Source organism: Kitasatospora sp. NPDC087861 (assembly GCF_044742585.1).
Taxonomy (GTDB): Bacteria; Actinomycetota; Actinomycetes; order Streptomycetales; family Streptomycetaceae; genus Kitasatospora.
Genome location: NZ_JBIUUS010000019.1, coordinates 51,022 through 75,365 on the forward strand (window position 1 = coordinate 51,022; position 24,344 = coordinate 75,365).

The 24,344-nt window shown below is 74.2% G+C and carries 24 protein-coding genes; 11 read left to right on the forward strand and 13 right to left on the reverse strand.

Annotated features, from left to right (window positions below):
* Positions 1-195: 195 nt before the first annotated feature.
* Positions 196-1,812 carry a hypothetical protein gene (locus ACIOJE_RS25570; protein WP_400779096.1) on the reverse strand — a complete coding sequence of 539 codons (1,617 nt, stop codon included), beginning with the start codon at positions 1,810-1,812 and terminating at the stop codon, positions 196-198.
* Between the two features lie 115 nt (positions 1,813-1,927).
* Entirely contained in the window at positions 1,928-2,122 is a 195-nt protein-coding gene (locus ACIOJE_RS25575; protein WP_280685072.1) for a hypothetical protein, read from the reverse strand.
* A 418-nt stretch (positions 2,123-2,540) separates the two neighbouring features.
* On the opposite strand from ACIOJE_RS25575, the gene ACIOJE_RS25580 reads away from it, so the two are divergent.
* The 4 genes from ACIOJE_RS25580 to ACIOJE_RS25595 all read left to right on the forward strand — a co-directional run bounded on the left by ACIOJE_RS25580 (position 2,541) and on the right by ACIOJE_RS25595 (position 5,220).
* Complete coding sequence (locus ACIOJE_RS25580; RefSeq protein ID WP_280685071.1) at positions 2,541-2,957, forward strand: ankyrin repeat domain-containing protein; 417 nt, start codon at positions 2,541-2,543, stop codon at positions 2,955-2,957.
* A 24-nt stretch (positions 2,958-2,981) separates the two neighbouring features.
* Positions 2,982-3,494, forward strand: a complete 513-nt coding sequence (locus tag ACIOJE_RS25585) for a GNAT family N-acetyltransferase (RefSeq protein ID WP_400779098.1) — start codon at positions 2,982-2,984, stop codon at positions 3,492-3,494.
* Positions 3,495-3,541: 47 nt separating this feature from the next.
* Entirely contained in the window at positions 3,542-4,615 is a 1,074-nt protein-coding gene (locus ACIOJE_RS25590; protein ID WP_400779100.1) for a serine hydrolase domain-containing protein, read from the forward strand.
* Between the two features lie 107 nt (positions 4,616-4,722).
* Positions 4,723-5,220 (forward strand): NUDIX hydrolase, encoded by a 498-nt coding sequence (locus ACIOJE_RS25595; protein WP_280685068.1) that lies wholly within the window; start codon positions 4,723-4,725, stop codon positions 5,218-5,220.
* Positions 5,221-5,227: 7 nt separating this feature from the next.
* On the opposite strand, the gene ACIOJE_RS25600 is transcribed toward ACIOJE_RS25595, so the two are convergent.
* From ACIOJE_RS25600 to ACIOJE_RS25610, 3 genes are all read right to left on the reverse strand, one after another.
* Positions 5,228-5,878 carry a vitamin K epoxide reductase family protein gene (locus ACIOJE_RS25600; RefSeq protein ID WP_400779102.1) on the reverse strand — a complete coding sequence of 217 codons (651 nt, stop codon included), beginning with the start codon at positions 5,876-5,878 and terminating at the stop codon, positions 5,228-5,230.
* Positions 5,879-5,946: 68 nt separating this feature from the next.
* Complete coding sequence (locus ACIOJE_RS25605) at positions 5,947-6,774, reverse strand: thioredoxin domain-containing protein (protein ID WP_280685066.1); 828 nt, start codon at positions 6,772-6,774, stop codon at positions 5,947-5,949.
* 151 nt (positions 6,775-6,925) lie between these two features.
* Positions 6,926-7,600, reverse strand: a complete 675-nt coding sequence (locus ACIOJE_RS25610) for a hypothetical protein (protein ID WP_280685065.1) — start codon at positions 7,598-7,600, stop codon at positions 6,926-6,928.
* Positions 7,601-8,042: 442 nt separating this feature from the next.
* Between ACIOJE_RS25610 and ACIOJE_RS25615 the strand changes: the two genes are divergently transcribed.
* Positions 8,043-8,930 carry a CHAD domain-containing protein gene (locus ACIOJE_RS25615; RefSeq protein ID WP_400779105.1) on the forward strand — a complete coding sequence of 296 codons (888 nt, stop codon included), beginning with the start codon at positions 8,043-8,045 and terminating at the stop codon, positions 8,928-8,930.
* 68 nt (positions 8,931-8,998) lie between these two features.
* Here the strand turns inward: ACIOJE_RS25615 and ACIOJE_RS25620 are convergent, their stop codons facing one another.
* Positions 8,999-9,778 (reverse strand): uracil-DNA glycosylase, encoded by a 780-nt coding sequence (locus tag ACIOJE_RS25620; RefSeq protein WP_400779107.1) that lies wholly within the window; start codon positions 9,776-9,778, stop codon positions 8,999-9,001.
* Between the two features lie 170 nt (positions 9,779-9,948).
* Here ACIOJE_RS25620 and ACIOJE_RS25625 point away from each other — a divergent pair, with 170 nt between their 5' ends.
* The 3 genes from ACIOJE_RS25625 to ACIOJE_RS25635 all read left to right on the forward strand — a co-directional run bounded on the left by ACIOJE_RS25625 (position 9,949) and on the right by ACIOJE_RS25635 (position 12,056).
* Positions 9,949-10,917 carry an SPFH domain-containing protein gene (locus ACIOJE_RS25625; protein WP_280685062.1) on the forward strand — a complete coding sequence of 323 codons (969 nt, stop codon included), beginning with the start codon at positions 9,949-9,951 and terminating at the stop codon, positions 10,915-10,917.
* 76 nt (positions 10,918-10,993) lie between these two features.
* Positions 10,994-11,467, forward strand: a complete 474-nt coding sequence (locus ACIOJE_RS25630; protein WP_280685061.1) for a CBS domain-containing protein — start codon at positions 10,994-10,996, stop codon at positions 11,465-11,467.
* 82 nt (positions 11,468-11,549) lie between these two features.
* Positions 11,550-12,056, forward strand: coding sequence for a hypothetical protein (locus tag ACIOJE_RS25635; protein WP_400779110.1), 507 nt, complete (start codon positions 11,550-11,552; stop codon positions 12,054-12,056).
* A gap of 8 nt (positions 12,057-12,064) precedes the next feature.
* On the opposite strand, the gene ACIOJE_RS25640 is transcribed toward ACIOJE_RS25635, so the two are convergent.
* The 4 genes from ACIOJE_RS25640 to ACIOJE_RS25655 form a co-directional block, all read right to left on the reverse strand.
* Positions 12,065-14,977: an FAD-binding and (Fe-S)-binding domain-containing protein gene (locus ACIOJE_RS25640; protein ID WP_400779112.1), complete on the reverse strand. Its 2,913-nt coding sequence runs from the start codon at positions 14,975-14,977 to the stop codon at positions 12,065-12,067.
* Between the two features lie 196 nt (positions 14,978-15,173).
* Positions 15,174-16,178 (reverse strand): glycosyltransferase family 2 protein, encoded by a 1,005-nt coding sequence (locus ACIOJE_RS25645; protein ID WP_400779114.1) that lies wholly within the window; start codon positions 16,176-16,178, stop codon positions 15,174-15,176.
* Positions 16,179-16,376: 198 nt separating this feature from the next.
* The gene (locus tag ACIOJE_RS25650; protein ID WP_400779116.1) at positions 16,377-17,036 is read right to left on the reverse strand and encodes a transglycosylase SLT domain-containing protein; all 660 of its coding nucleotides are present in this window, start codon (positions 17,034-17,036) and stop codon (positions 16,377-16,379) included.
* 539 nt (positions 17,037-17,575) lie between these two features.
* A complete protein-coding gene (locus ACIOJE_RS25655) occupies positions 17,576-18,412 on the reverse strand; it encodes an EI24 domain-containing protein (RefSeq protein WP_400779118.1) in 837 nt (278 codons plus the stop codon).
* 199 nt (positions 18,413-18,611) lie between these two features.
* Here ACIOJE_RS25655 and ACIOJE_RS25660 point away from each other — a divergent pair, with 199 nt between their 5' ends.
* Positions 18,612-19,400 carry a S1 family peptidase gene (locus ACIOJE_RS25660; protein ID WP_400779120.1) on the forward strand — a complete coding sequence of 263 codons (789 nt, stop codon included), beginning with the start codon at positions 18,612-18,614 and terminating at the stop codon, positions 19,398-19,400.
* 100 nt (positions 19,401-19,500) lie between these two features.
* Here the strand turns inward: ACIOJE_RS25660 and ACIOJE_RS25665 are convergent, their stop codons facing one another.
* From ACIOJE_RS25665 to ACIOJE_RS25675, 3 genes are all read right to left on the reverse strand, one after another.
* The gene (locus ACIOJE_RS25665) at positions 19,501-20,766 is read right to left on the reverse strand and encodes a helix-turn-helix domain-containing protein (protein ID WP_400779122.1); all 1,266 of its coding nucleotides are present in this window, start codon (positions 20,764-20,766) and stop codon (positions 19,501-19,503) included.
* Positions 20,767-20,972: 206 nt separating this feature from the next.
* Entirely contained in the window at positions 20,973-22,412 is a 1,440-nt protein-coding gene (locus tag ACIOJE_RS25670; RefSeq protein WP_280685053.1) for an amino acid permease, read from the reverse strand.
* Positions 22,413-22,654: 242 nt separating this feature from the next.
* Positions 22,655-22,879 carry a hypothetical protein gene (locus ACIOJE_RS25675; protein ID WP_280685052.1) on the reverse strand — a complete coding sequence of 75 codons (225 nt, stop codon included), beginning with the start codon at positions 22,877-22,879 and terminating at the stop codon, positions 22,655-22,657.
* 134 nt (positions 22,880-23,013) lie between these two features.
* On the opposite strand from ACIOJE_RS25675, the gene ACIOJE_RS25680 reads away from it, so the two are divergent.
* Both ACIOJE_RS25680 and ACIOJE_RS25685 read left to right on the forward strand, forming a co-directional pair.
* A complete protein-coding gene (locus tag ACIOJE_RS25680; protein WP_400779125.1) occupies positions 23,014-24,003 on the forward strand; it encodes a Ku protein in 990 nt (329 codons plus the stop codon).
* Positions 24,004-24,048: 45 nt separating this feature from the next.
* Positions 24,049-24,330 (forward strand): hypothetical protein, encoded by a 282-nt coding sequence (locus tag ACIOJE_RS25685; RefSeq protein ID WP_280685050.1) that lies wholly within the window; start codon positions 24,049-24,051, stop codon positions 24,328-24,330.
* Positions 24,331-24,344: the final 14 nt, after the last annotated feature.

Genomic DNA, 24,344 nt, shown 5'->3' on the forward strand with positions numbered 1-24,344 from the left:
CGAAGATTCCCGTCCCGGGACATGCGTCGTCTGTCGTGCCGCCCCTGTTTGTACCCACCGGCGCCCGATTTGTCACATCTGGCCGCGGATATCACCCCAGGTGTCACCTATTTCACATCTGGTGATCGGTCGGCCTTTCCGGGACGAGCGTACCGGGACGGGATTCGCAACCCGTCGGCGCCCCGTCCGCTGCCGTCAGGAGATCGGACGGGAACGGATCATCGGCTCGCCCTTGGCGAGGTCGACCAGGTGGGCCTGCGGGGCCGATTCGGCCGGTGGGGCGACCGGCGGGTGCTCCGGCCGGAGCGGCAGGTCGGCCGCGGCCTCGGTGCGGGTGTCGCGGTGCGGCAGCAGGGCGATCACCGCGTCCCGCAGCGGGGCCGGGGCCTCGTCGTCCAGCGGGTCGACGGTGGCGGGCACCTGCAGCCGGACGGGTGTGCCGTTGCCGATCCGGGCGTAGCCGCGGCCGACGGGGGCGTGCGCGGCGGGCGCGATGTCCAGCGGCGCGCCGAGCGCGGCGCGGCTCTCCTCGGGGCCGGTGGGGCCGAGCACGACCCGGGCGCGGGTGGTGGCCCGCACGGTCGGGGTGATCCGATCCCCGGCCTCGACGGCGTCGGCGATCACCACGGTGACCCGGGCGGCGCGGCCGTGCCGCAGGGGCAGCTCCAGCAGGTCCTGCGGGTCCGGGCGGCCCTCGGCGTGGGCGAGCTCGCTCAGCTCGGTCGGGTGGTCCAGCAGCAGCCACAGCGGCCGGGTGGCGTCCTCGGGCGGGGCGGTGCCGGCGTGCCGGGCGGCGTTCAGCGCGGCGAGCCGGCGGTCGGTCTCCTGGGCGGCCCACTCCAGCGCGGCCAGCGCGCCGCGCAGGCTGGTCTCCACGGTGTGCACGCCGGGCCGGTTCACCAGGCAGGCGTGCTCCCCGGTGCCCGCGCCGTCGATCACCACCAGGTCGCCGTACGGGAGTGCCTGGAGCGCGATCGAGCGGATCAGGCTGGAGGTGCCGTAGCCGGTGGCGCCGAACGCCAGCAGGTGCGGCTCGGCCGAGCGCGGGCCGGTGCGCCAGACCACCGGCGGCTGCTGGGTGATCGCTCCGCCCTGGGTGACCGGGATGGTCCGGGCGGTGCCGTCCTCGTCGGTGAAGCCGAGCACGATCTCGCCGGGGGCGGCCACGAAGCGCTGGGCGACGATGTCGGTGGGCAGCGGGGCGAGCGCGGTGATCCGCAGCCGGTTGGACTCCTCGTCCCAGTCGAAGCGGTACTCCCGGGCCCGCCCGGCCTTGCCCTGGACGACCTGCTCGATCCGGGCCCGGGCGGCTGGCTCGGTGTCGGTGAAGTACGCCGGGTAGCCGAGTTCCAGCCGGGAGAGCCGGCCCTCGTCGTCGAACTCCCAGGAGCTGAAGGCGCTCTTGTAGCTGCCCTCGTAGTGGTACAGCGGGTTGGCTTCCTCGGGGCCGCACAGGTACGGGGTGAGCGCCGCGTAGAGCGCGCCGAGCTTGACGTCGGCGACGTCCGGTGCGGGCGGTGCGGGCGGTGCCTTGGGGGTCCGGCCGGCCCAGGCGGCACTGGCCATCAGCGCGATCAGGGCGAACAGCAGGCCGTGTGGCAGCAGGTAGACGCCGACCAGCATCGAGGCGGTCAGGAACAGGGTCGGGCCGCGGCGGTCCTTCGGGGTGGCGTCCCAGCGTTCCTTGGCCCAGCCGGCGTGGTGGCGCAGTCCACGGCCGATCACGGAGAGCGGGGCGACCATGTCGGAGGCGTGGTCCCCGGCGGTTCGGGCGATCTCGCGGCCCTTGCTGAGATGGCGGTTGAGCGGCATGCCTTGACTCCCCGGGCGAGTGGGACGGGTGGGGTGAAGGGGACGGGGCTCGTGGTACGACGGGGCCCGGGGCGGTGGGATCCGCGCCCGGGCCCGTGCGGGGGAGTGGCGGCGCCTAGAACTTGAGGCCGCCGAGCAGGCTCGCCAGGCTGGCACCGCCGGCGGTGATGCTCGGCGCGATCGAGGAGCCGGCGACGTAGAAGCCGAGGAGGGCGCAGACGACGGCGTGGGAGATCTTTAGCCCGTCCCTGCGGAAGAACAGAAAGGCGATGGTGCCGAACAGGACGATGCCGGAAATCGAGAGGATCACGTTCTGCTCCTCGGGGAGGGGGACGGGACAGTGTTACGGAAAGTGCACTAATCGTGACAAAAAGTAATAGATGATGGAACGGTGCAAATGGGTGGTTTTCCCGTTCAATACCGCCCTGGAGTTGGGACGGAGGTATGCGAACCGGCAGGGGTGGGGCCGTGGGGCGCGTAGTTCCAGCGTGGCGAGGCATTCCCGTCGGACGGGCGGGAGGTTTCCGGGGGGCCGGGAAAGTTCGCTCGAATGGCCGCGGAGCCCGCGCACCCGTGTGTCGTCCGTCGGCGCACCCGTCACTCCGGTGCCGGATCGCTCGAATGACGCCTTCCGCCATCCGGACGCGCGCTGGCCCGGTCCGGCGCCCGGCCGCTACGGTGCGGTACGCGCAGCTCCCGCCACCCGCAGACCGGAAAGGCCGCCCGCCATGACCGACGCCGCCCACCAGCAGCCCGCCGACGCCCCCGACGCGGAGGTGATCGCCCTGGCCGGAAAGCTCTTCGACGCCGCCCGGGCCGGCGAGGCAGACACGCTGGCCGCCTACCTGGACGCGGGCGCGCCCGCCGACCTCACCAACGACCGCGGCGACACCCTGCTCATGCTCGCCGCCTACCACGGCCACACCGCGACCGTCGAGGCCCTGCTGGCGCGCGGCGCCGACCCGAACCGGGCCAACGACCGTGGCCAGACCCCGCTCGCCGGCGCCGTCTTCAAGGGCGCCGAAGACGTGCTCGCCGTCCTGCTGGCCGGCGGCGCCGACCCCACCGCCGGCACCCCGAACGCCGTCGACACCGCCCGGATGTTCGGCAAGGACGACCTGGTCGCCCGGTTCGAGGCCCGCTGAATCCAGGTCGTAGGCTCTTCAACCATGGAGAGCACCACCGCGGTGGCCGGAACCGTCGAGTTCCGCGTCACCGGCTACGCCCACCCCGATGCCCAGGCCCTGTCGGCGGAAGTGCAGCAGGAGTACGTCCGCCGCTACGGCGACCCCGACGACACCGTGCTGCACGCCGACGACTTCGAGTCGCCGGCCGGCCTGTTCCTGATCGCCTACCTCGACGACCGGCCGGTCGCCTGCGGGGGCTGGCGGGCCAAGCGGGCCGGGTTCGACGGGGTGCGCGACGGTGACGCCGAGCTGAAGCGGATGTTCGTGGTCCCCGCCGCCCGTGGCCGCGGTCTGGCCCGGGCGGTGCTGCGCCGCCTGGAGCAGACCGCGGCCGAGTCCGGGCGCACCCGGGTGATACTCGAGACCGGCACCGAGCAGCCCGAGGCCGTGGCGCTGTACGGGTCCGAGGGGTACGGCGCGATTCAGAAGTTCGGCATCTACCGCGATCACCCGCAGAGCATCTGCCTCGGCAAGGACCTGCCCGCGTCGGCCTGATCCGACCGCCCGCCGGGTAGGCTCACCGACGCCTCGGAGGGGGACGGATGAGCCACCAACCGCCAGGAGCCGATCGGCTCCCCGCCCTGGCCGCGCCCGGCGGGGAGCTGGACCGGCTGGTCCTGGGCGGTGTACGCACGGTCGGGGCGGGCGCCGTCTGGGCCGTCGGTGACGCCCGGGGGACGCTCGGCGAAGGCTGCCACGGCGCGCTCGGGCAGGGCCCGTACGCGCGGCTCGCCCCCGGGCCGGACACCCGGTACGACCTCGCCAGCCTGACCAAGATCGTCGCGCTCTGGCCCTGCACGGGGGTGCTCCGGCAGGCCGGGCGGCTGCCGCTCGACGAACCGCTCGGTCGCTGGTGGCCGCCCGCCGCCGGGCATCCCGCCGCTATGGTGACGGTCCGTCAACTCCTCACTCACGCCGCCGGAATGCCCCCGCACACCGGCTTCGAGAAGCTCTACGGACGCGACCTCGGCGCGATCCGGGCCGGGGTGATCGCCGCCCCGCTGCACCGCACCCCCGGGACGGCCGTCGAGTACACCGACCGCGCCGCCGTCCTGCTCGGCTACCTCGTCGAGGACCTCGGCGGCGCGCCGCTGGACGAACTCGCCGCCCGCTGGGCGTGGCGGCCGCTCGCCATGACCGACACCCGGTACGGACCGCTCGGCCCCGCCGACACCGCCCGCACCGCACCCACCGAGTACGACCAGCAGGCCGGCGGCCACCTGCGCGGCGTCGTCCACGACCCCTCGGCCCGGCTGCTCGGCGGCGTCTCCGGCAACGCCGGGGCCTTCTCCACCGCCCGCGACCTCGCCCGCTTCCTCACCGCGCTGCTCGCGCCGCCGCCCCGACTGCCCTGGGGCGAGGACTGGATCGCCGAGTCACTGCGCGAACAGACCGGCGGCCTCGCCCCCGCCCGCGGCCTGTCCTGGCAGCACGCCCCCGGCACCGACCCCGCCGAGGGCACCTTCGTCCACTACGGCTTCACCGGCACCGGCATCTGGATTTCCCGCCGCCTCGGCCGCTGGGCGCTCCTGCTCACCAACAAGGTCCACTACGACCGCGCCGTCCAGCCGCTCACCGACCTGCGCAACGCCTACCGGCGGGCCGTGTTCGGCTAGGGCCTGTCCGGTACCCGATCGGGTGGACTAGGGTACGAACCACCGCATCGGGCACCGGGGTTGCGGCAGAGTGGCCACCGCGACAGGGCACCGGCGGAGGAGGCGCGATGACGGACACCTGGCTCTCGGAGCAGGACTGGCTGGCCGGGCTGCTGCGCGCCTACGTCGGCTGCAGCGTGCTGCTCACCGACCGGGTGGGCAACGTCCTGCTGCTGAAGGCCAGTTACCGCGCCCAGTGGCAGTTCCCCGGCGGGGCGATGGACCCGGGTGAGGGCCCCGCCGACTGTGCGGCCCGCGAACTGTGCGAGGAGACCGGGCTGGTGGCCGAGGGGCTGCGGCTGCTCGTCGTCGAGTGGCGCGACCCGATCCCCGGACAGGGTGAACACGCCTACCCCGCCGTGCAGTTCATGTTCGACGGCGGCACGGTCGGGGCCGGCGCCGCCGTCCGGGTGCAGGTCGAGGAGATCGCCGACTACGGGTACTTCACCCCCGCGCAGGCGTCCGCGCTGCTGCACCCCTGTGCGGCGCGCCGGCTCACCCGGGCCCTGGAGGCCCGGCGCACCGGCGCCACCGCGCTGCTGCACTCCGCGGGCTACGTCGGGTGACGCGGCGTCAGGCCAGGGTGCTCCAGTAGTACCAGAACCGGTTGAGGATCAGCAGCGCGATCACCGCCGCCCACAGCACCGGCACCGCCCAGTGGTAGCGCGCCGCCTCCCGCACGACCGTCCGCAGCCGCGGGCCCACCGGGATCACCCCGGTGCGCAGGTTGTGCAGCGTGGTGTACCAGAACAGCACCACCACCGTCGCCCACACCACCATGCAGTACGGGCACAGCGCGCCGATGTCGTACAGCGCCTGGTCGATCAGCCAGTGCACGAACACCACCCCCAGCAGGGTGCCCGCGTGCAGTCCCAGCCAGAACCAGCGCCGGTACGCGGCGCCGGACAGCAGCCCCGCCCCGATCGCCGCCAGCGCACCGAAGGCGGCCAGCCCCAGCAGCGGGTTCGGGAAGCCGAAGACCTCCGCCTGCTCGGTGCGCATCACCGAACCGCAGCTGATCACCGGATTGAGGTTGCAACTGGGGATGTAGGAGGGGTTCTCCAGGAGGCGGAGCTTGTCGACGGTCAGGACGGCCGAGGCGGCCAGCCCGACCAGCCCGCCGAGGAACAGCAGCAGGGAGAACACCCGGCCCGCGCCGACCGGCGCACGGCCGGCGGCGCCGGGGACGGGGCGGGAGAGGTGCACAGGGGTCGTGGCGGTCATGGCAGCACACTCCGGTGGCTGGGAGGGGCCGGCCCGGCCGGGGTTCGGCCGGGCCGGTGGTGCCGTGCTTACTGCAGGCCGGCGGCCTGCTTGACCTGGGCGGTGAACTGCTCGGGCATCACCGTGGCCTTTCCGCTGAACAGGGTGATCGGCTTGCCGTCCACCGTGACCGTCGGGGTGCCCGTCACCCCGCTGCCGTTGAACGCGTCCGCGACCTTCGCCGCCCACGGCGCGTACGTCCGGTCCGTGACGGCCTTCACGAAGGCGTCCGTCTTCAGGCCGGGCACCTGGCCGGCCAGGTCGAGGATGCGGTTGACGTTGCCGAAGCCGTCCTCCCGCTCGTCGGGCTGGTTGGCGTACAGCACGTCGTGGAACTGCTTGAACTTGTCCACGCCCTCGTTCAGCGCGGCGCCCGCGGCGGCCAGCGCGGTGTGCGAGCCCTTGCCGCCGAGGCTGCTGTCCAGGAACGCCGCGAGGTGGAACTCGACCTTGATCGAGCCGTCCTCGGTCAGCTTCTTGACCGTCTCGCCGTTCGCCGCCTCGAAGTGCTTGCAGATCGGGCAGCGGAAGTCCTCGTACACCGCCATGGTGTGCGGGGCGTCGGCCTTGCCGTAGGTGACCACCGTGCCGTCCGGACCGGAGGCGTTCGCCGGCACGACCAGCTCGGTCGGCGCGGGTGCGGGCGCGCCGGCTGCGGCCGGCGTCTCGTCCTTGCCCGACGCCGAGTTGATCGCGAGGGCGGTGCCGCCCGCGAGGGCGAGCACCACGACGGCGGACACCGCCACGACGATCCGCTGACGACGCTTGGCCGCCAGCTGTTCGAGGCGCTGCGCCTCCTGGATCCGCTCACGGGCGCTGATGCGCTTGGACTGCTGGTTGCCGGAGGTCTGAGCCATGGGAAGTCAACTCCTGTACGCGGCGCGCGGATGCGCGCGGGGAGCCGCACCGGGTGCGGCGGGATGGTGAACGCGGGAGTTGTGCGCGCTGCCTGCGGACGTCGTCGGCCGTCGGCCGTCGGTCGACGAAGACGAACGGGCGGGACCGGGATCAGCAGGCAGGCGCGAAGACCGGCGGGCCACGCCGGGGAGCCGGGCTCAGCACCACGTCCTCGCGGCGCGGCCGCGGGTGGTCCGACACCGGCAGCGGCACCCGCAGCACCGGGCGTACCGGAGCCGGGAGCAGCAGCAGGACCAGGGCGCGCAGCGGGCGGGCCAGCGACTGGCGCAGCGCGCGCAGGGCCCGGGACAGGCCCGACAGGGCCGCATCGCCCAGCCGCAGCCAGGCCGCGGCCGCCAGCGCGATCACCAGATGCACCAGCAGGAGCAGCAGCTGGGTCGCCGCCGGGGCCAGCGACCCCGCGTGGCCCAGCGGGCCGGACAGCAGCGATCCGTCCACCGAACCGCCGCCACACACCAGCAGGTTCACGCCGCGCGCGGGCACGTGCTCGGACAGGATCGGCCCACAGCCGGTCTGTCCCAGGTTGAACGTGGTGTTGAGCATCAGCTCGACCGGCACCAGCACGCCGGAGATGTGCAGCATCCGCCGCTCCCCGCCGGCCAGTGCGGCCGCGACCAGGAAGACGACGGCGGTCGCGGCGGCCACCAGGGAGAGCGGCAGCGGGCGACCCGTGATGACCACCTGGCCCAGCGCGGACAGCGGCACGGCGAGCGCGGTGAACACCGCGGCCCGCAGGGCCCTGGTCGCATGGGTGGAGGTCGTCACGCCCCGGAGTATGCCACGACGCTTACACCCGGCACGAGGGTGCGTACCCGGTGAGGGGGAGCGGCTTCCTGCCGGAGGGCGGTCGTTCATCTGCCTGACGCCCTGTCAACGGCGACGGCCGACGTCGCTCCTCCGTTCGATCGGCCGGGGCGCAGTGTGCGTGCCGTGGACGAACTGAGCTTCCGGGGGAAGGGCCGGTATCGTCCGTCCTGGTCGCAGCTTGCGCCACTGGGCGTCGTGTTGGCCCTTCGAGGGGCTTTCGCCCCACTGTGGCCGGAGTCGTCGCGGGCCTGCTCATGGCGGTTGTCGTCGCGGTCGTCGTGATGCTCCGGAGCCGGTAGGCCGGAGCCGTTGGTCGGGAGCCGGCGGTCCGGGCATCGCGCGGCCGGGTTCAGTAACCTGGATGGCGTTCACGGCGACCCCGACGAGGGGGTGAGTGCTCATGGCGCGTCCCGAGGCCACGGTGGGGCAGGTGCTGCTGGCCCGCATCGAGGGCCAGGTGGCAGTGCTGGCCAGCCTCGACGACGCCGTCCGGGCGGACGAACCGGACGCGGTGCACCGGATGCGGGTCGCCTGCCGGCGGCTGCGCAGCGCCCTGCGGACCTTCCGGCGGCTGTTCACGCCCGGGGCCACCGACCACCTGGTCACCGAACTGCGCTGGCTCGCCGCCGCCCTCGGCGGCGCGCGGGACCGCGAGGTGCTCGCCGAGCGACTGGCCGCCCAGGCCCGCGAACTGCCCGCCGGCTGTCGCCCGGAGCAGGTCGCGGCGGAGCTGGAGCGGTGGGGACGGGCCGAGTACCGGCAGATCTGGCCCGAGGTGGTCGCCGCGCTCGACAGCCCGCGCCGCCGCGCCCTCGCCGACGGCCTCGCCACCCTCCTCGCCGACCCCCCGCTGCGCCGCCGGGCCGACCGCGCCGCCACCTCCGAACTGGCCCGGATCGCCGAACGCGAGCAACGCCGCACCGGCGAGCGCGTCCGGGCGGCCCTCGCCGCCGGGACCGCGCCCGCCGAGCAGCGCGACCGCGCCCTGCACGACGCCCGCAAGGCCGCCAAGCGCGCCCGCTACGCCGGCGAGACCGCCGCCCCGGCGGTCGGCGCGGCCGCCGAGCGGTACGCGGAGCGGATGAAGGCCGTCCAGGAGCTCCTGGGCGAGCACCAGGACGCCGTGGTCGCCGCCGACACGCTCGCCGGGCAGGCCGCCGGCAGCGGCGAGCCCTTCGGCCTCGGGGCGCTGTACGTGCGCCAGCTCGCCGCCGCCGAGGCGGCCCGAGCCCGCCTGCCGCAGGTGTGGGCCCGGGCGGCGGGGCACAAGTTGCTCCGGTTCGGGTAGGGCCTGTCCGGCGGATCCTGCCGGGCCCGCGACGCCGGGTCCGCCGCAGGGCCGCACACCGTCTGCGGCTACTCCGGCGCGGGGCTGAGCCCCGCCGACCGTGCGGCGGTGCGTAGCAGGGCGCGGAGCATGGGGGTGGTGAGGCGGCCGGTGTTGGTGTTGCGCGGGCTCACGTGGTAGCAGCCGAACAGCTGGAGGGCGGGGCCGCCGTCGACGGCGGGGAGGGTGACCTGGGCGCCGTGGCCGAAGGCGGGGCGGGGCCGGGGGACCTGCCAGCCGGCGTCCGCGAGGGCCGGCAGGAGGGCCTGCCAGGCGAAACCGCCGAGGGCGACGACCGTCCGTACGGTGGGGCGCAGCAGCTGGAGTTCGCGGGTGATCCAGGGGCGGCAGGTGTCGCGTTCGGCGGTGCTGGGTTTGTTGTCGGGCGGGGCGCAGCGGACCGGGTCGGTGATGCGCACGCCGTACAGTCGCAGGCCGTCGCCGTAGCGGACGGACTCCGGGCGGTTGGCGAGCCCGAGGTCGTGGAGTGCCGCGTAGAGCAGGTCGCCGGAGGGGTCGCCGGTGAAGATCCGGCCGGTGCGGTTGGCGCCGTGGGCGGCGGGGGCGAGGCCGACCAGGACGAGCGGGGCGTCGGGCGGTCCGAAGCCGGGGATCGGGCGGGCCCAGTAGTCCCAGTCCTGGTAGGCGCGGCGCTTGGTGCGGGCGGTCTCCTCGCGCCACTCGACCAGGCGCGGACAGGCCCGGCAGTCGGTGACGACGCGGTCCAGCACGGCCAGCGAGTCGGCGCGGGCGGCGGCCTCGGCGGGGTGGCGGGGGTCGGTGGGGTCGTCGGCGGGGGACTGCGGCATGGCCAGATCCTAGGGCTCGCCGGCGTTGTTCCGGGCTTCGTTCCGGGCTTCGTTCCGGCTGTGCCCGGGCAGGCGTAGCGTGGAATCAGCTGCTCCGGCGGCCCCCGGCTGGGCCGGGTCGGCGACGGCCGGGACTCGCTGGTGCGCGAGCAGGCCGCAAGGAGGCCGCGATGATCGTTGATGTCGTGCTGGGTGCCATCGGGGGGCTGGCCGGATTGGGGGCGATCTGGGTGGGCCTGAGTGTCCGGGTCGTCCAGCAGTTCCAGAAGGGGGTGGTGTTCCGCTTCGGCCGGGTGCGCGAGGAGGTGCGCCAGCCCGGGCTGGTGGCGCTGCTGCCGATCGCGGACAAGCTGCGCAAGGTGAACGTGCAGATCGTGACGATGCCGATCCCGGCGCAGGAGGGCATCACCCGGGACAACGTGACCGTCCGGGTGGACGCGGTGGTGTACTTCCGCGTCGAGGACCCGGTGAAGGCCACCGTCAACGTGCAGGACTACAACTTCGCGATCTCCCAGGTGGCGCAGACCTCGCTGCGCTCGATCATCGGCAAGAGCGAGCTGGACGACCTGCTGGCCAACCGCGAACCGATCAACCAGGGGCTGGAGTTGATGATCGACAGCCCGGCGCTGGGCTGGGGCGTCGAGATCGACCGGGTGGAGATCAAGGACGTCGCGCTGCCGGAGTCGATGAAGCGCTCGATCGCCCGGCAGGCGGAGGCCGAGCGGGAGCGGCGGGCACGGATCATCACGGCGGACGGCGAGTACCAGGCCTCGGCCCGGTTGTCGGAGGCGGCAGCGGTGATGAGCGCGACCCCGGCGGCGCTCCAACTGCGGTTGCTGCAGACGGTGGTGGAGGTCGCGGCGGAGAAGAACTCGACGCTGGTGCTGCCCTTCCCGGTGGAGCTGCTGCGGTTCCTGGACAGCGCGACGGAGAACCAGCAGCGGGCCGCGGTGGCGGCTGCGGCTGCCGCGGCGAAGGCCGCCGAACGGGCCGCCGTGGATCGGGAGGAGGCCGCGAAGGCGGAGGTCGAGCAGGAGTCGAAGCCCGGACCGCCTCCGCTGGAGGAATTGTTGGATCAGTCGCCGCTGTCGCGGACGGACGCGGCGGACGGGCGTGCGGAGTCGGACTCGGCGGCCTGACCGGTGCCCGGTGGCGTCCGCCGCGGGCCCGGACCACGATGGACAAGGGGGCGGAAGCCAGGTCAGGAGGCGGATCATGACCAGAGCCAGCGACATCATGCACCCGGGCGCGGAGTGCATTCGCGAGCACGAGACGCTCGCGGCCGCCGCCCGGATCATGCGGGAACGGCACGTCGGCGCGCTGCCCATCTGCGGGGAGGACGACAAGCTGCTGGGCATCGTGACCGACCGTGACATCGTGCTGCGCTGCGTCGCGGAGGGCCGGGATCCGGCCCGGGTGACGGCGGGCGAACTGGCGATGGGCCGGCCGATGACGGTGGAGGCGGACGACGATACCGAGCAGGTGCTGCGGGTGATGGAGCAGCACCGGGTGCGCCGGCTGCCGGTGATCAACCACCCGGAGCACAAGCTGGTCGGGATGATCAGCGAGGCGGACATCGCGCGCGGGATGCCGCAGGCCCGGGTCGCGGAGTTCGTGGCGGCGGTCTGCGCGGAGGAGCCGCCCAAGGTGGAGGCCCTGACGGCGAAGGCGCCCGAGGCGGAGGTCTGACGGCGGAGGTCTCACGCCGAGAATCCGGCTCGGGTGGTAACGTTTGTTACCGAAACCCGCACTTGTTAACTATAGTTGTCACATGACGTCGATCGAGATCACCCCCGAGGAACAGTCCGCGCTGGTCAAGGCCCTCACCGACGCCCTGAACCCCCTCGCCACCGCCGTGCGCTCCCGCGAGACCGGGCTGCCCGAGGACCGGATGTGGCACGGGGACCCGGCCGAGGTCGCCCTCTCCGTCCTCGCCGCCTGGAAGGTGGTGGACGCGGAGGTCAAGCGGCTGACCGCGATCGCGGCCGGGACCGCCGGCTCCTACGGCGCGAGCTACGAGCAACTGGGCGCGGCCTGGGGCATCACCCGCCAGGGTGCCCGGAAGAAGTGGCCCGACGCCCGCCCGGCGGCGCAGCCCGGCAGGCTCGAACTGTTCGGCGGCACCGCGGAGTTGGTTCAGGACGCGGAGTCCGGCGGCTGGCGCTGGACGGGCGTCGGCGCCGACGGGGCGCTCGGCGCGGCCGACCGCGGCCACCCGGCGAAGGAGGAGGCCGCGGCCCACGCCGGCGCCTTCCTCAAGGAGCACGCGGCGGACTGAGGAGGACCCTAGCGCAGCGCCCGGGCGATCAGCTCCGACAGGTGCAGGGCCTGTCTCCCCTCGGCGAGTTGGGCGATCTGGGTGCGGCAGCTGAAGCCGTCGGCCAGCACCACCGTGTCGGGGGCGGCGGCCCGGACCTCGGGGAGCAGGACGCGCTCCGCGATCGCCTCGGAGACCTCGAAGTGGCCCTGCTCGAAGCCGAAGTTGCCGGCCAGGCCGCAGCAGCCGGAGTCCAGCACCCGGTTGCGCAGGCCCAGCCGTTGCTCGACCCGGCGGTCGGCGGCGCTGCCGAGGACGGCGTGCTGGTGGCAGTGGGTCTGGGTGACGGCGTCCAGCGGGATCCGGGGGAGCGGGGCGTGCGGTGCGTACTCGTCGAGGAACTCGGCGAAGGTGCGGGTGCGTTCGGCGAGCGGGCGGCCGTCCGGGCCGAGCAGCCGGGGCAGGTCCTCGCGCAGGGTGGCGGTGCAGCTCGGGTCCATCCCGACCACCGGGGTGTCGGCGGGCAGTGCGTCGCCGGCCAGCACCCGCAGGCTGCGGCGCAACACCCGGCGGGCGGTGCCGAGTTGGCCGGTGGAGTACCAGGTCAGGCCGCAGCAGACCGGGCCGGCGGGCAGTCGGACGTCGAAGCCCAGGTGCTCCAGCACCTCGACGGCCGAGCGCAGGACGTTCGGCTGGAGGTGGTCGGAGAAGGTGTCCGGCCACAGCAGCACCGGCCGCGCGCCCGCGGGGGCCGGGTGCGTGGCGCGGTGGCGCCGGTACCAGCGGGTGAAGGTCTCCGGCGGGAGGACCGGCAGGACGCGCCGCCGGTCGATCCCGCCGAGCCGCTTGAGCAGCCCGGCGGCCGGGGAGCGGGCGATGGTGTTGGCGGCGCCGGGGGCGAGGGCGGCGGCCCGCAGCCACAGCGGCAGCCAGCCCATCGAGTAGTGGGCGAGTGGGCGGGGCCGGTGCCGGTAGTGCTGGTACAGGAACTCGGTCTTGTAGGTCGCCATGTCGACGTGGACCGGGCAGTCGCTCGCGCAGCCCTTGCAGCTCAGGCAGAGGTCCAGCGCCTCCCGGACCTCGGCCGAGCGCCAGCCGTCGGGGATCGCCCCCTCCGTCCGGTGGCCGGAGGGCTCCCCCGCGCCGCGCAGCATCTCGGCGAGCAGCCGGGCCCGGCCCCGGGTGGAGTGCCGCTCCTCGCCGGTGGCCATGTAGCTGGGGCACATCACCCCGGTGTTCGGGTCCACGCACTTGGCGACGCCGACGCAGCGGTGCACCGCCTTGGCCAGGCTGCCGCCGTCCTGCTCGTACGGGAGGGCGAGCGGCAGCGGGCGGCGCGGCGCGGTGACGAAGCGCAGGTCGGCGTCGAGCGGGCGCGGGTCCACCAGGGCGCCCGGGTTGAGCAGGTTCTCCGGATCCCAGATCCGCTTGAACTCGCCGAACAGGGCGATGACTTCGGGAGAGTACATGCGGGGCAGCAGTTCGGCCCGGGCCTGCCCGTCGCCGTGCTCGCCGGAGAGCGAACCGCCGTACGAGACCACCAGGTCGGCCGCCTGCTCCAGGAACTCCCGGAAGACCAGCACCCCTTGGGGCTCGTCCAGCGGGAAGTCGATCCGCAGGTGCACGCAGCCGTCGCCGAAGTGCCCGTACGGGACGCCGCGCAGGCTGTGCCGGCGCAGCAGGCCGCGCAGGTCCCGCAGGTAGTCGCCGAGGCGCTCGGGCGGGACGGCGGAGTCCTCCCAGCCGGGCCAGGCCTCGCCGCCTCCGGGCAGCCGGGTGACGATCCCGGCGCCCGCCTCCCGGACGGCCCAGAGCTGGCGCTGCTCGGTGGGGTCGGTGACGAGGGCGACGGCGGCGGAACGCTCGCGGCGCACCTCGTCGGCGAGCCGGCGGGCGGCCTGGTAGGCCTCGACGGGGGTGGCGCCGCCGGTCTCCAGGAAGAGCCAGCACTCGCCCGCGGGCAGCCGGTCCAGCGCGGGCGGGCGGGGGCCGGCGGCGAGCAGCGCGGCGATCAGGTCGGCGGCCATGCCCTCGGCGGTGAGCGGCCGCAGCGGCAGCAGCGCGGGGATCGCGTCGGCGGCGGCGCCCTCGTCGGGGTAGCCGGCCACCACCAGGGCGCGCGCGGGCGGTTCCTCGACCAGCCGGACGGTGGCGCCGAGCAGGAGCGCGCAGGTGCCCTCGGTGCCGGTGAGTGCGCGGGCCAGGTCGTGGCCGCGCTCGGGCAGCAGGGCGTCCAGCGGGTAGCCGGAGGTGCGGCGCGGCAGTTCGGGCAGGCCCTGGCGGATGGTGGCGAGGTTGCGGTCGGTGAACTCCTGGAGCCCGCGGTGGAGTTCGCCGGCCCGCCCGGGCAGGGTGCGGAGCGCGGCGCGTTCCTCGGGGGTGAGCCGCCCGCCCACGGTCAGTTCGGTGCCGTCCGCCAGCAGCAGCTCCAACTGCTCGACGTTGTCCGCGGTGCGCCCCCAGGCGAGTGAGTGCGAGCCGCAGGAGTTGTTGCCGATCATGCCGCCGAGGGTGCAGCGGCTGTGGGTGGACGGGTCGGGGCCGAAGCGCAGCCCGTACGGCCGGGCGGCGCGCTGGAGGTCGTCCAGGACGGTGCCCGGCTGGACCCGGGCGGTGCGGGCCTGCGGGTCGACGTCCAGGACCGCTCCGAGGTGGCGGCGGAAGTCGAGCACCACCGCGCCCGGGCCGATCGCCTGCCCGCCGATGCTGGTGCCCGCCCCGCGCGGCACCACCGGCACGCCGTACTGGCGGCAGAGCGCGAGCGCGGTGCGGACGTCGTCCAGGTCGGCGGGTTTGACCACGCCGAGCGGCAGCTGGCGGTAGTTGGACGCGTCGTGGCTGTAGACGGTCCGCTCGGCGGTGCCGAAACGGACCTCCCCACACAGGACGGCGGCCAGCTCACGGGCCAGCTCGGCCCCGGGGACGGCGGACGGACGGCTCACCAGGGACCTCCGGGCGGCGACGGCGACGGCTTCGGCCGATCATGGCAGCCGCGGGCCCGCAGGGGTACCGGGCGCGACGGGGGTACCGCCGACGGGGTGTCCTGCGGCACTCCGGGGGCGCGTGATCACCGGCCCCCGGAGTGCCGCCCCGGCCGGTGGCCGGCGGACGGCGGCGCCGCGCACGCCCGACGCCCGGTCACTTGCGGCCGGTGAGCGTGCCGCGGGCGATGTGGGAGAGCTTGGCCATCTCGAACGCCGGGTAGGCGCCGCCGGCCAGCAGCGAGAACTTGATCCCCTCGCGCCCGGCCGGTCGGCGGTGGCCGGGGGGCTGGAAGCGCCGGTGGTGTTCGGCGGCCCGGTGGAAGAACGGCGGTCGCTCGGCGCGGGTGACGCACCCGGCGAGGTCGAAGACGAACAGGTAGTGCCGGATCATCCGGACGAACAGCGCGTCCCGCACCGCGTACAGGTGCGGCTGATCCTCCAGCAGCGCGAAGCTGCGCTCGTACTGGTCGAAGAGGTCGAACACGCTGCTGCCCGGCGATCCGGTCGGGTGGACGGTCTCGCGGCGGCGCAGCTGCACGCACTCGCGCGGCAGCACGGCGATCCGCCGCGCGGCGAGCAGCGCCGCGTGCACCACCGGGATCTCCTCGTACCGGCCGTCGGGGAAGGCCAGCCGCTGCTCCTCCCAGTGGCCGCGGCGGATCAGGCGGTCCCAGATCAGCGGCGGCGCGCCGAACAGCGCGGGGCGGTCGAAGGGCTCGAACACCTCGGGGCCGGCCTCGGCCAGCAGCGCCTCCGCCCCGCCCGGCCAGTCCCGGTCGTTGTGCCGGCGGGAGTGGCCGAACAGCAGCAGGTCCACCGGGCCGGTCTGCTGCAGCCGGTCGGCGAGGGTCTGCAGCGCGTCCCGGGGCAGCAGGTGGTCGGCGTCGAGGAACAGCAGGTACTCGCCGCTCGCCCGCGCCGCCCCCGCGTTCCGGCTCACCCCGACTCCGACCGCCGCGTTGAGGTGCAGGACCGACAGCCGCGGGTGCCGGGCCGCGTACGCGTCGGCGAGCCCGCCCGCGGCGTCGGGGGAGCGGTCGGCGACCAGGATCACCTCGACGTCGCGGAAGGACTGGGCGAGCAGGGAGTCCAGGCAGTCCGCGAGCTGTTTCTGCTGGTCGTAGGCGGGGAGCACGACGCTGATGAGGGGTGAGGGCATGACGCCGGAGCGTAAGAGGGCGCGCTGACCGTGGCAAAGCCCTGACGGTGCGTAATTCCGAGCAATCTGCGGCAAATCGTACGACCGTGCGCCATATCTTCACGCCGCCTGCCGGACGCGTCCACGACAGTCGGCCGGACGGCGCGAGGCCCGCGACGCGTTGCGCGTCGCGGGCCCGGAACGTGCCGAAGGGTCGGCTCAGTACCAGTGGTGGTTCTGCCAGAACGACCAGGCGGCGCAGGGGCTGCCGTAACGGGAGTTCATGTAGTCCAGGCCCCACTTGATCTGGGTGGCCGGGTTGGTGCGCCAGTCGGAGCCGGCCGAGGCCATCTTGGTGCCGGGCAGCGCCTGGACCAGGCCGTAGGCGCCGGAGGAGGCGTTGACGGCGAGCGGGTTCCAGCTGCTCTCGCGGGACACGATGTTGCTGAAGCACTGGAGCTGGCCGGCCGGGACGAGCTGGGCGGCGATCTGCTGCGGGCTGCCGGCCGGGGCCGGGGCGCTGGTGAGGTTCTGGCGCTGCTGGGAGCGGGAGGCGGCGGCCTGGGCGTCGGCCTGGGCCTTGGCGTCCGCCTGGGCCTTCGCCTCGGCCTCGGCCTGGGCCTGCGCGTCGGCCTGGGCCTTCGCCTGGGCGGCGGCCTCCGCCTCGGCCTGGGCGGCCTGGCCGGCAGCGGCAGCGGTGTCAGCCTGGGCCTGGTCGTTGACCGGCTTGCCGTCCACCGTGACGGCGGCCGCGGGAGCGGCGGCCTCGGCGGTGTTCCCGGCCTGCGGGATGGCGAGGGCGGCGGTGGCGGCGCTCGCGACGACGAGGGTGGTGATGCCGGTGATCAGGGAGTTGCGGCGGGCATGGCTGAGCTGCATGAAGCGGACGATCCTTTTCCGTCGGGGGCCGTGCCGGTGGCACTGGGGGCGGGGCATCGCACGGGCTCCCGGGTGAGCGGGGGCCCGCGCGGCCGTCCGGGACGGCCGTGGCGCCCCGGCGGAACTGGCGGGGCGGGCGGGCTGCGTGGCGTCGGGGTCGGCCGCGCTGCCTGGCGACGGGCCATTCTTGGCAGGGCCGGGGACGGGCCGCAAAGGCGTCCGCCACTACGGCGGGTAGTAGTCGCGGGGCGGTCGCGGCGGGGCACGTCGGTGGTTTTGGGGTAATTTTTCCGACTTGTATGTTTAGGGGTCGGAAGCCGGTGGCGCGGGCGGAGCACGAGGGCGGGAGGGGTGGTGGCCTGCGTGGTTCGGGGTGGGTCCGGCCGCGGGGGTGTGGCGGCGGCCCGGGGTCGGGTGGTCGGGCGGCGCCCCGGGCGGGGGCATCCACTATCGGGGGCCGTAGACGGTGAACCCCGTGTGGGCGGCCTCACATGTTCGGCGGGCCGACTTCGGCGCAGGGTGACCGGCCGGTCACCGCCTCAGGAGGCCGCGTGCGGGCTCCCGGGGACGGGCTGCGCGCCGACGGGGGTGATGTCGGTGTCGGCAGCGGCGGTGTCGGAGCTGGGGGACGGCTCCTCCTCCGCCGGAACCAGGTCGCGCGCCAGCAGGGTGGCGCCCGCGACGGCCCCCGGCATGGCGAGGACCGTCACCAGCGGGATCAGGAACGCCAGGATCAGCGGTGTGCCGAAGCCCAGCGCCAGTCCGAGCCGGGCGCGCAGCAGCCGGATCCGTTCGGGCTGCGGCACCCCGCGCCGCTGGAGGGCGACGGCCGCCAGCTCGACGGTCAGGAAGAAGCCGGACACCAGGAAGCCGAGCACCGGCACCACCGTCTGCCCGATCACCGGGATGAACCCACAGGCGAACAGCAGCACGCCGAACGCGGCCACCCGCACCAGCACGTACACGCTGTCCCGCACCGCGATCACCAGCTCGCGCCAGAGCGGCGACTCCGGTGGCGTGGGTGCGCCGCCCTCGGTCTCGTCGACCTTGGCGCAGAGCGCCTCGTAGAAGGGCTGCCCGACCAGCAGTGTGACGGCGGTGAAGGTGAGCAGCGAGAGCAGCAGTCCGCCGCCGAAGACGATCGCCGCGAGCGCGTCGCGCAGCAGGCTCTGCCAGGGCGAGCCCCAGTGGTCGGCGAACGGGGTGGCCCAGCCGGCGAGGTCCTTCGACCAGCCGCCGAGGAAGGCGAGCGCGACGGCGTACCCGACCAGGGTGAGCAGTGCGGGCAGCATGCCGAAGCCCCACCAGCGGCCGTGCCGGGCCACCCACTTCTGGCCCTCGACCAGGTACTTCATCCCCGCCGCAAGATCTCGCATGGCGATCACCTTAGACCGACCGGCACATGGTGAGCGGCGTCGCGACGCCCACCATGTGCCGGTCGGTCTAAGGGCTTCCCCGCCCGGAACCCCGCATTGCCGTGTTCCTGCCAGTTTCGACCGGCAAGGCCCGACTCCTCCCGTCGCGCCTCCCGTCGGGCCACCCTCGGTGCTCCCCGACCTGTCATGGAGGAGCCTGATGAAGCGTCAATTCAGCAGATTGATCGTCCTGTTGGCGTCCCTGGTGCTCGGCGCCGGCGCGCTGGTGCTGCCCGCCGCCGCCTCGCCCGCGCCCTCGCCGACCGTGGTCGGCGGCACGCGGGCGGCGCAGGGCGAGTTCCCGTTCGTGGTGCGGCTCTCGATGGGCTGCGGCGGCGCGCTCTACACCCCGCAGATCGTGCTCACCGCCGCCCACTGCGTCAACGGCACCGGCGCCGACACGAGCATCACGGTCACCCTCGGCGCGGTCGACCTGCGCAGCGGCAGCGCGGTCAAGGCCCGCTCGTCGTACGTCTACCAGGCGCCCGGCTTCACCGGGGCGGAGAACGGCGACGACTGGGCGCTGATCAAGCTGTCCTCGCCGGTCGGCAGCAGCCTGGTGACCACGCTGCCGACCACCGACTCCACCGCCAACGACAGCGGCACCTTCACCATCATGGGCTGGGGCGCCGCGACCGAGGGCGGCGCCCAGCAGCGCTACCTGCTCAAGGCCACCGTGCCCTTCGTCGACGACTCGACCTGCGCCAACGCCTACCCGGGCCTGAACACCGCGGCCTCGCTCTGCGCGGGCTACGTCGACCAGGGCGGCGTCGACACCTGCCAGGGCGACTCCGGCGGGCCGATGGTGCGCCGGGACGCGGCCGGCCGCTGGGTCCAGGTCGGCATCGTCAGCTGGGGCAACGGCTGCGCCCGGCCGGGCTACCCGGGCGTCTACACCAAGGTGAGCACCTACGCGGCCGACATCGCCTCGGCGGCGGCCGGGCTCTGACGCCGGTGCGGGCCTGAGCGGGCGCCCGGAGGAGCGCCCGCGGAGCGTCCGTGGGAGCGTTCGGAGGAGCGCCCGGGGGAGGTCGACCACCCCCGGGCGCTCAGCAGTTCGCCGAAGGCCGGTCCGGCCGGAGCCGGTCCGTCGCAGGCCCGTCCGTCGAGGGCCTGGCCGCCGAGGGTCCGTCCGCCGCAGTCCGGTCCGCCGCTGAACCGCCCAGCCAGGCCCGGGCCCGGCGCCGCTCGTGGGCGATCCGGCCGGTGGCGTCCGGCGGCAGCCAGGAGAGCACGGCGGCCGCGGCCTCGCGCCGCCCGGCCCGGGCGTACGCCCCGGCGAGGCGGCCGGCGACCAGCGCGTGGTCGTGCGGGTGGACGGCCGGGTCCAGGCGCCCCAGGGCGGCGCCCAGGTGGGCCACCGCCGCGTGGGCGTGGTCGGAGCGGCCGGTGCGGACGGCGAGGTCCCGGTGGCAGGTGCCGTGTGCGACGCCCAGCACCAGATCGGCCCGGGCCGGCCCGGGCGTCGGCTCGCCGGCCCGCCGGGCGGCCTCGGTCAGCCGCTCGGCTTCGGCCAGCGCCCGCCACGCCTCGGGCGCCGCGCCGGCCAGGGCGTGGGCGTGCGCCTGGGCGAGGGCGGCCCAGGCCCGCAGGCCGGGCAGTGAGCGGGCGACGGCGTGGGCGGCCTCGGCCAGGGCGAGTGCGGCGGCCGGGTCGCCGCTCCACCAGTGCAGGGTGCTCTGCCGGGCCAGCAGGGCGGCCGTGGTCGGCTGGTCGTCGGCCGCGCGGGCCCATTCCAGCCCGGCCGCGTACCAGCCGAGCGCGCGGGTGCGGCGGTCGCCCTCGAAGTGGGCCCAGCCGGCGAGTTCGGCATAGCGGGCGGCGAGCGAGCGGACGGCGGGGGCGGTCCCGCGCGGGGTGGTGTGCTGCCAGCCGGCCAGCGTGCGGGTGTGGTGTTCGAGGACGGCGGTCAGCTGCTCGCCGCCGATGTGGGTGGCGGCCGCGCGGTAGACGTCGAGCAGGTGGCCGAGCACCTCGAAGGTGACGGCGTCCGGCCGGTCCGCCGAGGGCCCTGGTCCGGCCCCGCCGAAGGTCGGCCGGGCGGGGGCGGCGAGCTCGCCGAGGCGTTCGCGCTCCCGTCGGACGGGCTGCCAGAGGGCGGCCAACTCACCTCCGGTGAGCAGGAGTTCGTCGGCCCGGGCGGGCAGCCCCGGGGGCGGCCAGCGGCGCGCGTTCTCCACTCGGCTGATCAGTGAGTTGTGGTAGCCGAGCAGGCGGCCGAGTTCGGTCTGGCTGAGCCCGCGGGCCTCGCGCCAGTGGCGCAGCCGGTGGCCGAAGCGCAAGCGCGCGGACGCAGGGGCGGGGAGGAGCGGCAAGAGGTCTCCCGGGAAGGGTGGGGGAGCGCTCGTGGGGGAGCGCCATGCCCAGGTATCCCCCTTGACGTGCCATCGTCAAACTGTTGTTCCCGTCGTCGTCACGTTGTGGATCGAGGTCCGGGCCCGGTGCCGGGCCCGGGAACGGCACCGGGCCCGGGAGCCTCCGCAACGGCTCCCGGGCCCGGCACCGCCGCGGCTCGGACGGGTCAGGACTCCGCCGCCACCGCGGCCCGCCGCCGGCGGCCCACCACGGCCGAGGCCGCGAGCACGATCGCCGCGGCGACCAGCGACAGGTACATCTGCTTGCGCCCGTCGGCGTCGGTGAACATGTACGCCACCACGAACCCGATCATGCCGATGGCCGTCCAGGTCAGGTAGGGGTACAGCCACATGCGGACGGTCAGTCGCTCGGGAGTCTCCCGCTCGATGATCCGGCGCATCCGCAGCTGGGAGAAGCAGATCACCAGCCAGACGAAGAGCGCAATCGCGCCGGAGGAGTTGAGCAGGAACGCGAACACCGTGTCCGGCGAGGTGTAGTTGAAGAACACGGCGACGAAGCCGAAGACCACCGAGGAGAGGATGGCCACCCGCGGCACGCCCCGGTCGGTCACGGTCGCGAAGGCCTTGGGCGCGTCCCCGCGCCGGCCGAGCGAGAAGGCCATCCGGGAGGCCGTGTACATCCCGGAGTTGAGGCAGGACAGCACGGCCGTCAGCACGATCACGTTCATCACCTGGCCGGCGCCCGGAATGCCCACGTGCTCCAGCACCGCCACGTACGGGCTGCCCTTGACGGCGGCCGAGTCCCACGGCAGCAGGGTGACCACGAGCAGGATCGAGCCCAGGTAGAAGATGCCGATGCGCCAGATCACGCTGTTGGTGGCCTTGCTGACCGCGCGCTCCGGGTCCTCCGACTCGCCCGCGGCGAGGGTGACGATCTCGCTGCCCATGAAGGCGAAGACCACCGTGAGCATGCCGGTGAACACCGCGCCCACGCCGTGCGGCAGGAAGCCGCCGTGGCCGGTCAGATTGCTGGTGCCGACCGCGTGGGTGCCGGGCAGCAGGCCGAAGACGGCGAGCGTGGCGATCACCAGGAACGCGGCGATCGCCACCACCTTGATCCCGGCGAACCAGAACTCGAACTCGCCGTAGGAGGCCACCGAGAACAGGTTGGTGGCGGTCAGCACCGCCATCACGATCAGCGCGAACGCCCACTGCGGCACGCCGGGCATCCAGGTGTTCAGGATCTTCGCACCGGCGGTGGCCTCCACCGCGAGCACCACGACCCAGAAGAACCAGTACAGCCAGCCGATGGTGAACCCGGCCCAGCGGCCGAGCGCGCGGTCCGCGTACGCCGAGAACGAGCCGCTCTGCGGGTCGGCCGCCGCCATCTCGCCGAGCATCCGCATCACCAGCACGACCAGCACACCGGCCAGCGTGTAGGAGAGCAGGATGCCCGGCCCGGTGGAGGCGATGCCCGCGCCGGAGCCGACGAACAGCCCGGCGCCGATCACCCCGCCGATGGCGATCATCGACAGGTGGCGGTTCTTGAGCCCGGCCTTCAGGTGGCCATCGCCGCCGTGCCCGGGCGGCCCGGGCTGGTGGGGGGCCTGGGCGGCTGCCGCAGGCTTGGTGGTGTCCGCACTCATCAGGTGAGTCCTGTGCCTTTCCCGCGCGGCGCGACCCTCGGCTCGTTGCGCCGAAGGGTGGGGGACGGACCCGCGCATTGCGGTGCAACCTAACTTCTTCGGCCGCTTATCGGAACAGCACTTCGGTAACTGTTCGCTCACCGGACACGAAAGGCCAGGTCAGGGGGGTGGACAAGCAGTGCGAAAAGCTCAAATCTGACGCATTGCCAGTGGTTTGGCGGCGTTCCGGGCCCTGCCGGGGCTCACGGCCCGCGCAGCTCCAGCACGGTGATCCGCGCCGCGTCCGTCGGCCGGCCGGTGAGGCGCGCCGCCAGGATCCGGGGGAGGTCGCCCTCCTGCGAGTACCCGGGCAGCACCGCCACCTCCGCCCGCCGCACGCCGGCCTCGCCCCGTACCGCGTAGACCACCCGGTACACGGTCCGCTCCGGGGGCGGTGGCGCGTCCTGCCCACGGCTTCGGACGGTCATCCGCATCGACCTCCTCGGCTCATTGTCGGCCCGGTGTGGCCGATCGGGGCAAACCCGGGCACAGTGGGATTCTCGGCACGTCCCCGGTACGGGGACGCCCCGTCGGGCGGGAACCTCCGGGAAGGAGCGATCCCATGCAGACCACCTGGAAGGGGACGATCAGCTTCGGGCTGGTCAGCATCCCCGTCCACCTCTACTCGGCCACCCAGGAACACGACGTCCCGCTGCACCAGGTGCACGCCAAGGACGGCGGACGGGTGCGGATGAAGCGGTACTGCGAGCGGGAGGAGAAGGAGGTCCCGTACGCGGAGATCGCCAGGGGCTACGAGTCGCCCGACGGCCGGACGGTCACGCTCACCGACGAGGACCTCGCCGACCTGCCGCTGCCCAGCAAGAAGATCATCGACGTGCTGGCCTTCGTGGACGCCGGCGAGATCGACCCGCTGATGTTCTCCAAGGCCTACTACGTGGGCGTCGCCGACAAGGCCGCCGCCAAGCCGTACGCCCTGCTGCGCGACGCGCTCACCGAGTCCGGGCAGATCGCCGTCACCAAGATCGCGCTGCGCACCCGCGAATCGCCCGCGGTGCTGCGGGTGCACGACGGCACGCTGGTGCTGCAGACCTGCATCTGGCCCGACGAGGTCCGCCCGGTGGCCGGCATCGCGCCCGAGGAGGACGTCACCGTACGGCCGCAGGAGCTCAAGATGGCGCGGTCGCTGATGGACACCCTCTCCGAGGACTTCGACCTCGCCCAACTGCACGACGACTACCAGCAGGCCCTGCAGCAGGTGATCACGGCCCGGCTGGAGGGCGTCGAGCTCCCGCACGAGGAGGAGGCGGGCGAGGCGCCGGACAACGTGATCGACCTGATGGAGGCACTGCGCAGCAGCCTCAAGCAGGCCAAGGGCGGGCGGGCCACCGCCGCCGGATCCGGACCGGAGGAGGACGGGCCCGCGCCCCGCGGGCGCGCCCCGGCGACGAAGCGCGCCGCGTCGGCGGGGGCCGCCTCCGAGCCTGCCCCCGAAGCCGCCGCCCCCGCCGCCAAGAAGGCCACCGGGGCGAAGCGGACCACGACCGGAAAGGCCACGACCGGAAAGTCCACGGCTCCGCGCAAGGCCTCCTGAGCCCCGCGGATCCGGCAGCACCCCGAGAACCCGGAGGCGATCCCGATGGACCTGCTGACCTACAAGGAACTCGACACCGACCCCGACACCCCGCAGCACCTCGGGCCGGCCCAGCGGGCCTGGCACTGGCTGCTCAGCCTCAATCCGACCGCCGTGGTGTTCATGGTCGCGCTCTCGCTCGGCCTGGCCATGGTCGGCGCCCAGGTGAGCTGGCTGCCGATGCTGGTGCTGATGGCCATCGTCTGGGGCGCGACCCTCCTCGCCCTGGTCGGCGTGGTCGCCCGCTGGATGACGCCCGGCCGGGGCAGGCACCGGATGGCGTCCTGACCCGGCCGCGCCGA

Excerpts from the sequence above, each read along its gene's own strand:
- ACIOJE_RS25570 (WP_400779096.1), bottom strand. The coding sequence starts at position 1,812 with ATGCCGCTCAACCGCCATCTCAGCAAGGGCCGCGAGATCGCCCGAACC.
- ACIOJE_RS25580 (WP_280685071.1), top strand. The coding sequence starts at position 2,541 with ATGACCGACGCCGCCCACCAGCAGCCCGCCGACGCCCCCGACGCGGAG.
- ACIOJE_RS25585 (WP_400779098.1), top strand. The coding sequence starts at position 2,982 with ATGGAGAGCACCACCGCGGTGGCCGGAACCGTCGAGTTCCGCGTCACC.
- ACIOJE_RS25590 (WP_400779100.1), top strand. The coding sequence starts at position 3,542 with ATGAGCCACCAACCGCCAGGAGCCGATCGGCTCCCCGCCCTGGCCGCG.
- ACIOJE_RS25595 (WP_280685068.1), top strand. The coding sequence starts at position 4,723 with ATGACGGACACCTGGCTCTCGGAGCAGGACTGGCTGGCCGGGCTGCTG.
- ACIOJE_RS25600 (WP_400779102.1), bottom strand. The coding sequence starts at position 5,878 with ATGACCGCCACGACCCCTGTGCACCTCTCCCGCCCCGTCCCCGGCGCC.
- ACIOJE_RS25605 (WP_280685066.1), bottom strand. The coding sequence starts at position 6,774 with ATGGCTCAGACCTCCGGCAACCAGCAGTCCAAGCGCATCAGCGCCCGT.
- ACIOJE_RS25615 (WP_400779105.1), top strand. The coding sequence starts at position 8,043 with ATGGCGCGTCCCGAGGCCACGGTGGGGCAGGTGCTGCTGGCCCGCATC.
- ACIOJE_RS25620 (WP_400779107.1), bottom strand. The coding sequence starts at position 9,778 with ATGCCGCAGTCCCCCGCCGACGACCCCACCGACCCCCGCCACCCCGCC.
- ACIOJE_RS25625 (WP_280685062.1), top strand. The coding sequence starts at position 9,949 with ATGATCGTTGATGTCGTGCTGGGTGCCATCGGGGGGCTGGCCGGATTG.
- ACIOJE_RS25630 (WP_280685061.1), top strand. The coding sequence starts at position 10,994 with ATGACCAGAGCCAGCGACATCATGCACCCGGGCGCGGAGTGCATTCGC.
- ACIOJE_RS25635 (WP_400779110.1), top strand. The coding sequence starts at position 11,550 with ATGACGTCGATCGAGATCACCCCCGAGGAACAGTCCGCGCTGGTCAAG.
- ACIOJE_RS25645 (WP_400779114.1), bottom strand. The coding sequence starts at position 16,178 with ATGCCCTCACCCCTCATCAGCGTCGTGCTCCCCGCCTACGACCAGCAG.
- ACIOJE_RS25650 (WP_400779116.1), bottom strand. The coding sequence starts at position 17,036 with ATGCAGCTCAGCCATGCCCGCCGCAACTCCCTGATCACCGGCATCACC.
- ACIOJE_RS25655 (WP_400779118.1), bottom strand. The coding sequence starts at position 18,412 with ATGCGAGATCTTGCGGCGGGGATGAAGTACCTGGTCGAGGGCCAGAAG.
- ACIOJE_RS25660 (WP_400779120.1), top strand. The coding sequence starts at position 18,612 with ATGAAGCGTCAATTCAGCAGATTGATCGTCCTGTTGGCGTCCCTGGTG.
- ACIOJE_RS25670 (WP_280685053.1), bottom strand. The coding sequence starts at position 22,412 with ATGAGTGCGGACACCACCAAGCCTGCGGCAGCCGCCCAGGCCCCCCAC.
- ACIOJE_RS25675 (WP_280685052.1), bottom strand. The coding sequence starts at position 22,879 with ATGACCGTCCGAAGCCGTGGGCAGGACGCGCCACCGCCCCCGGAGCGG.
- ACIOJE_RS25680 (WP_400779125.1), top strand. The coding sequence starts at position 23,014 with ATGCAGACCACCTGGAAGGGGACGATCAGCTTCGGGCTGGTCAGCATC.
- ACIOJE_RS25685 (WP_280685050.1), top strand. The coding sequence starts at position 24,049 with ATGGACCTGCTGACCTACAAGGAACTCGACACCGACCCCGACACCCCG.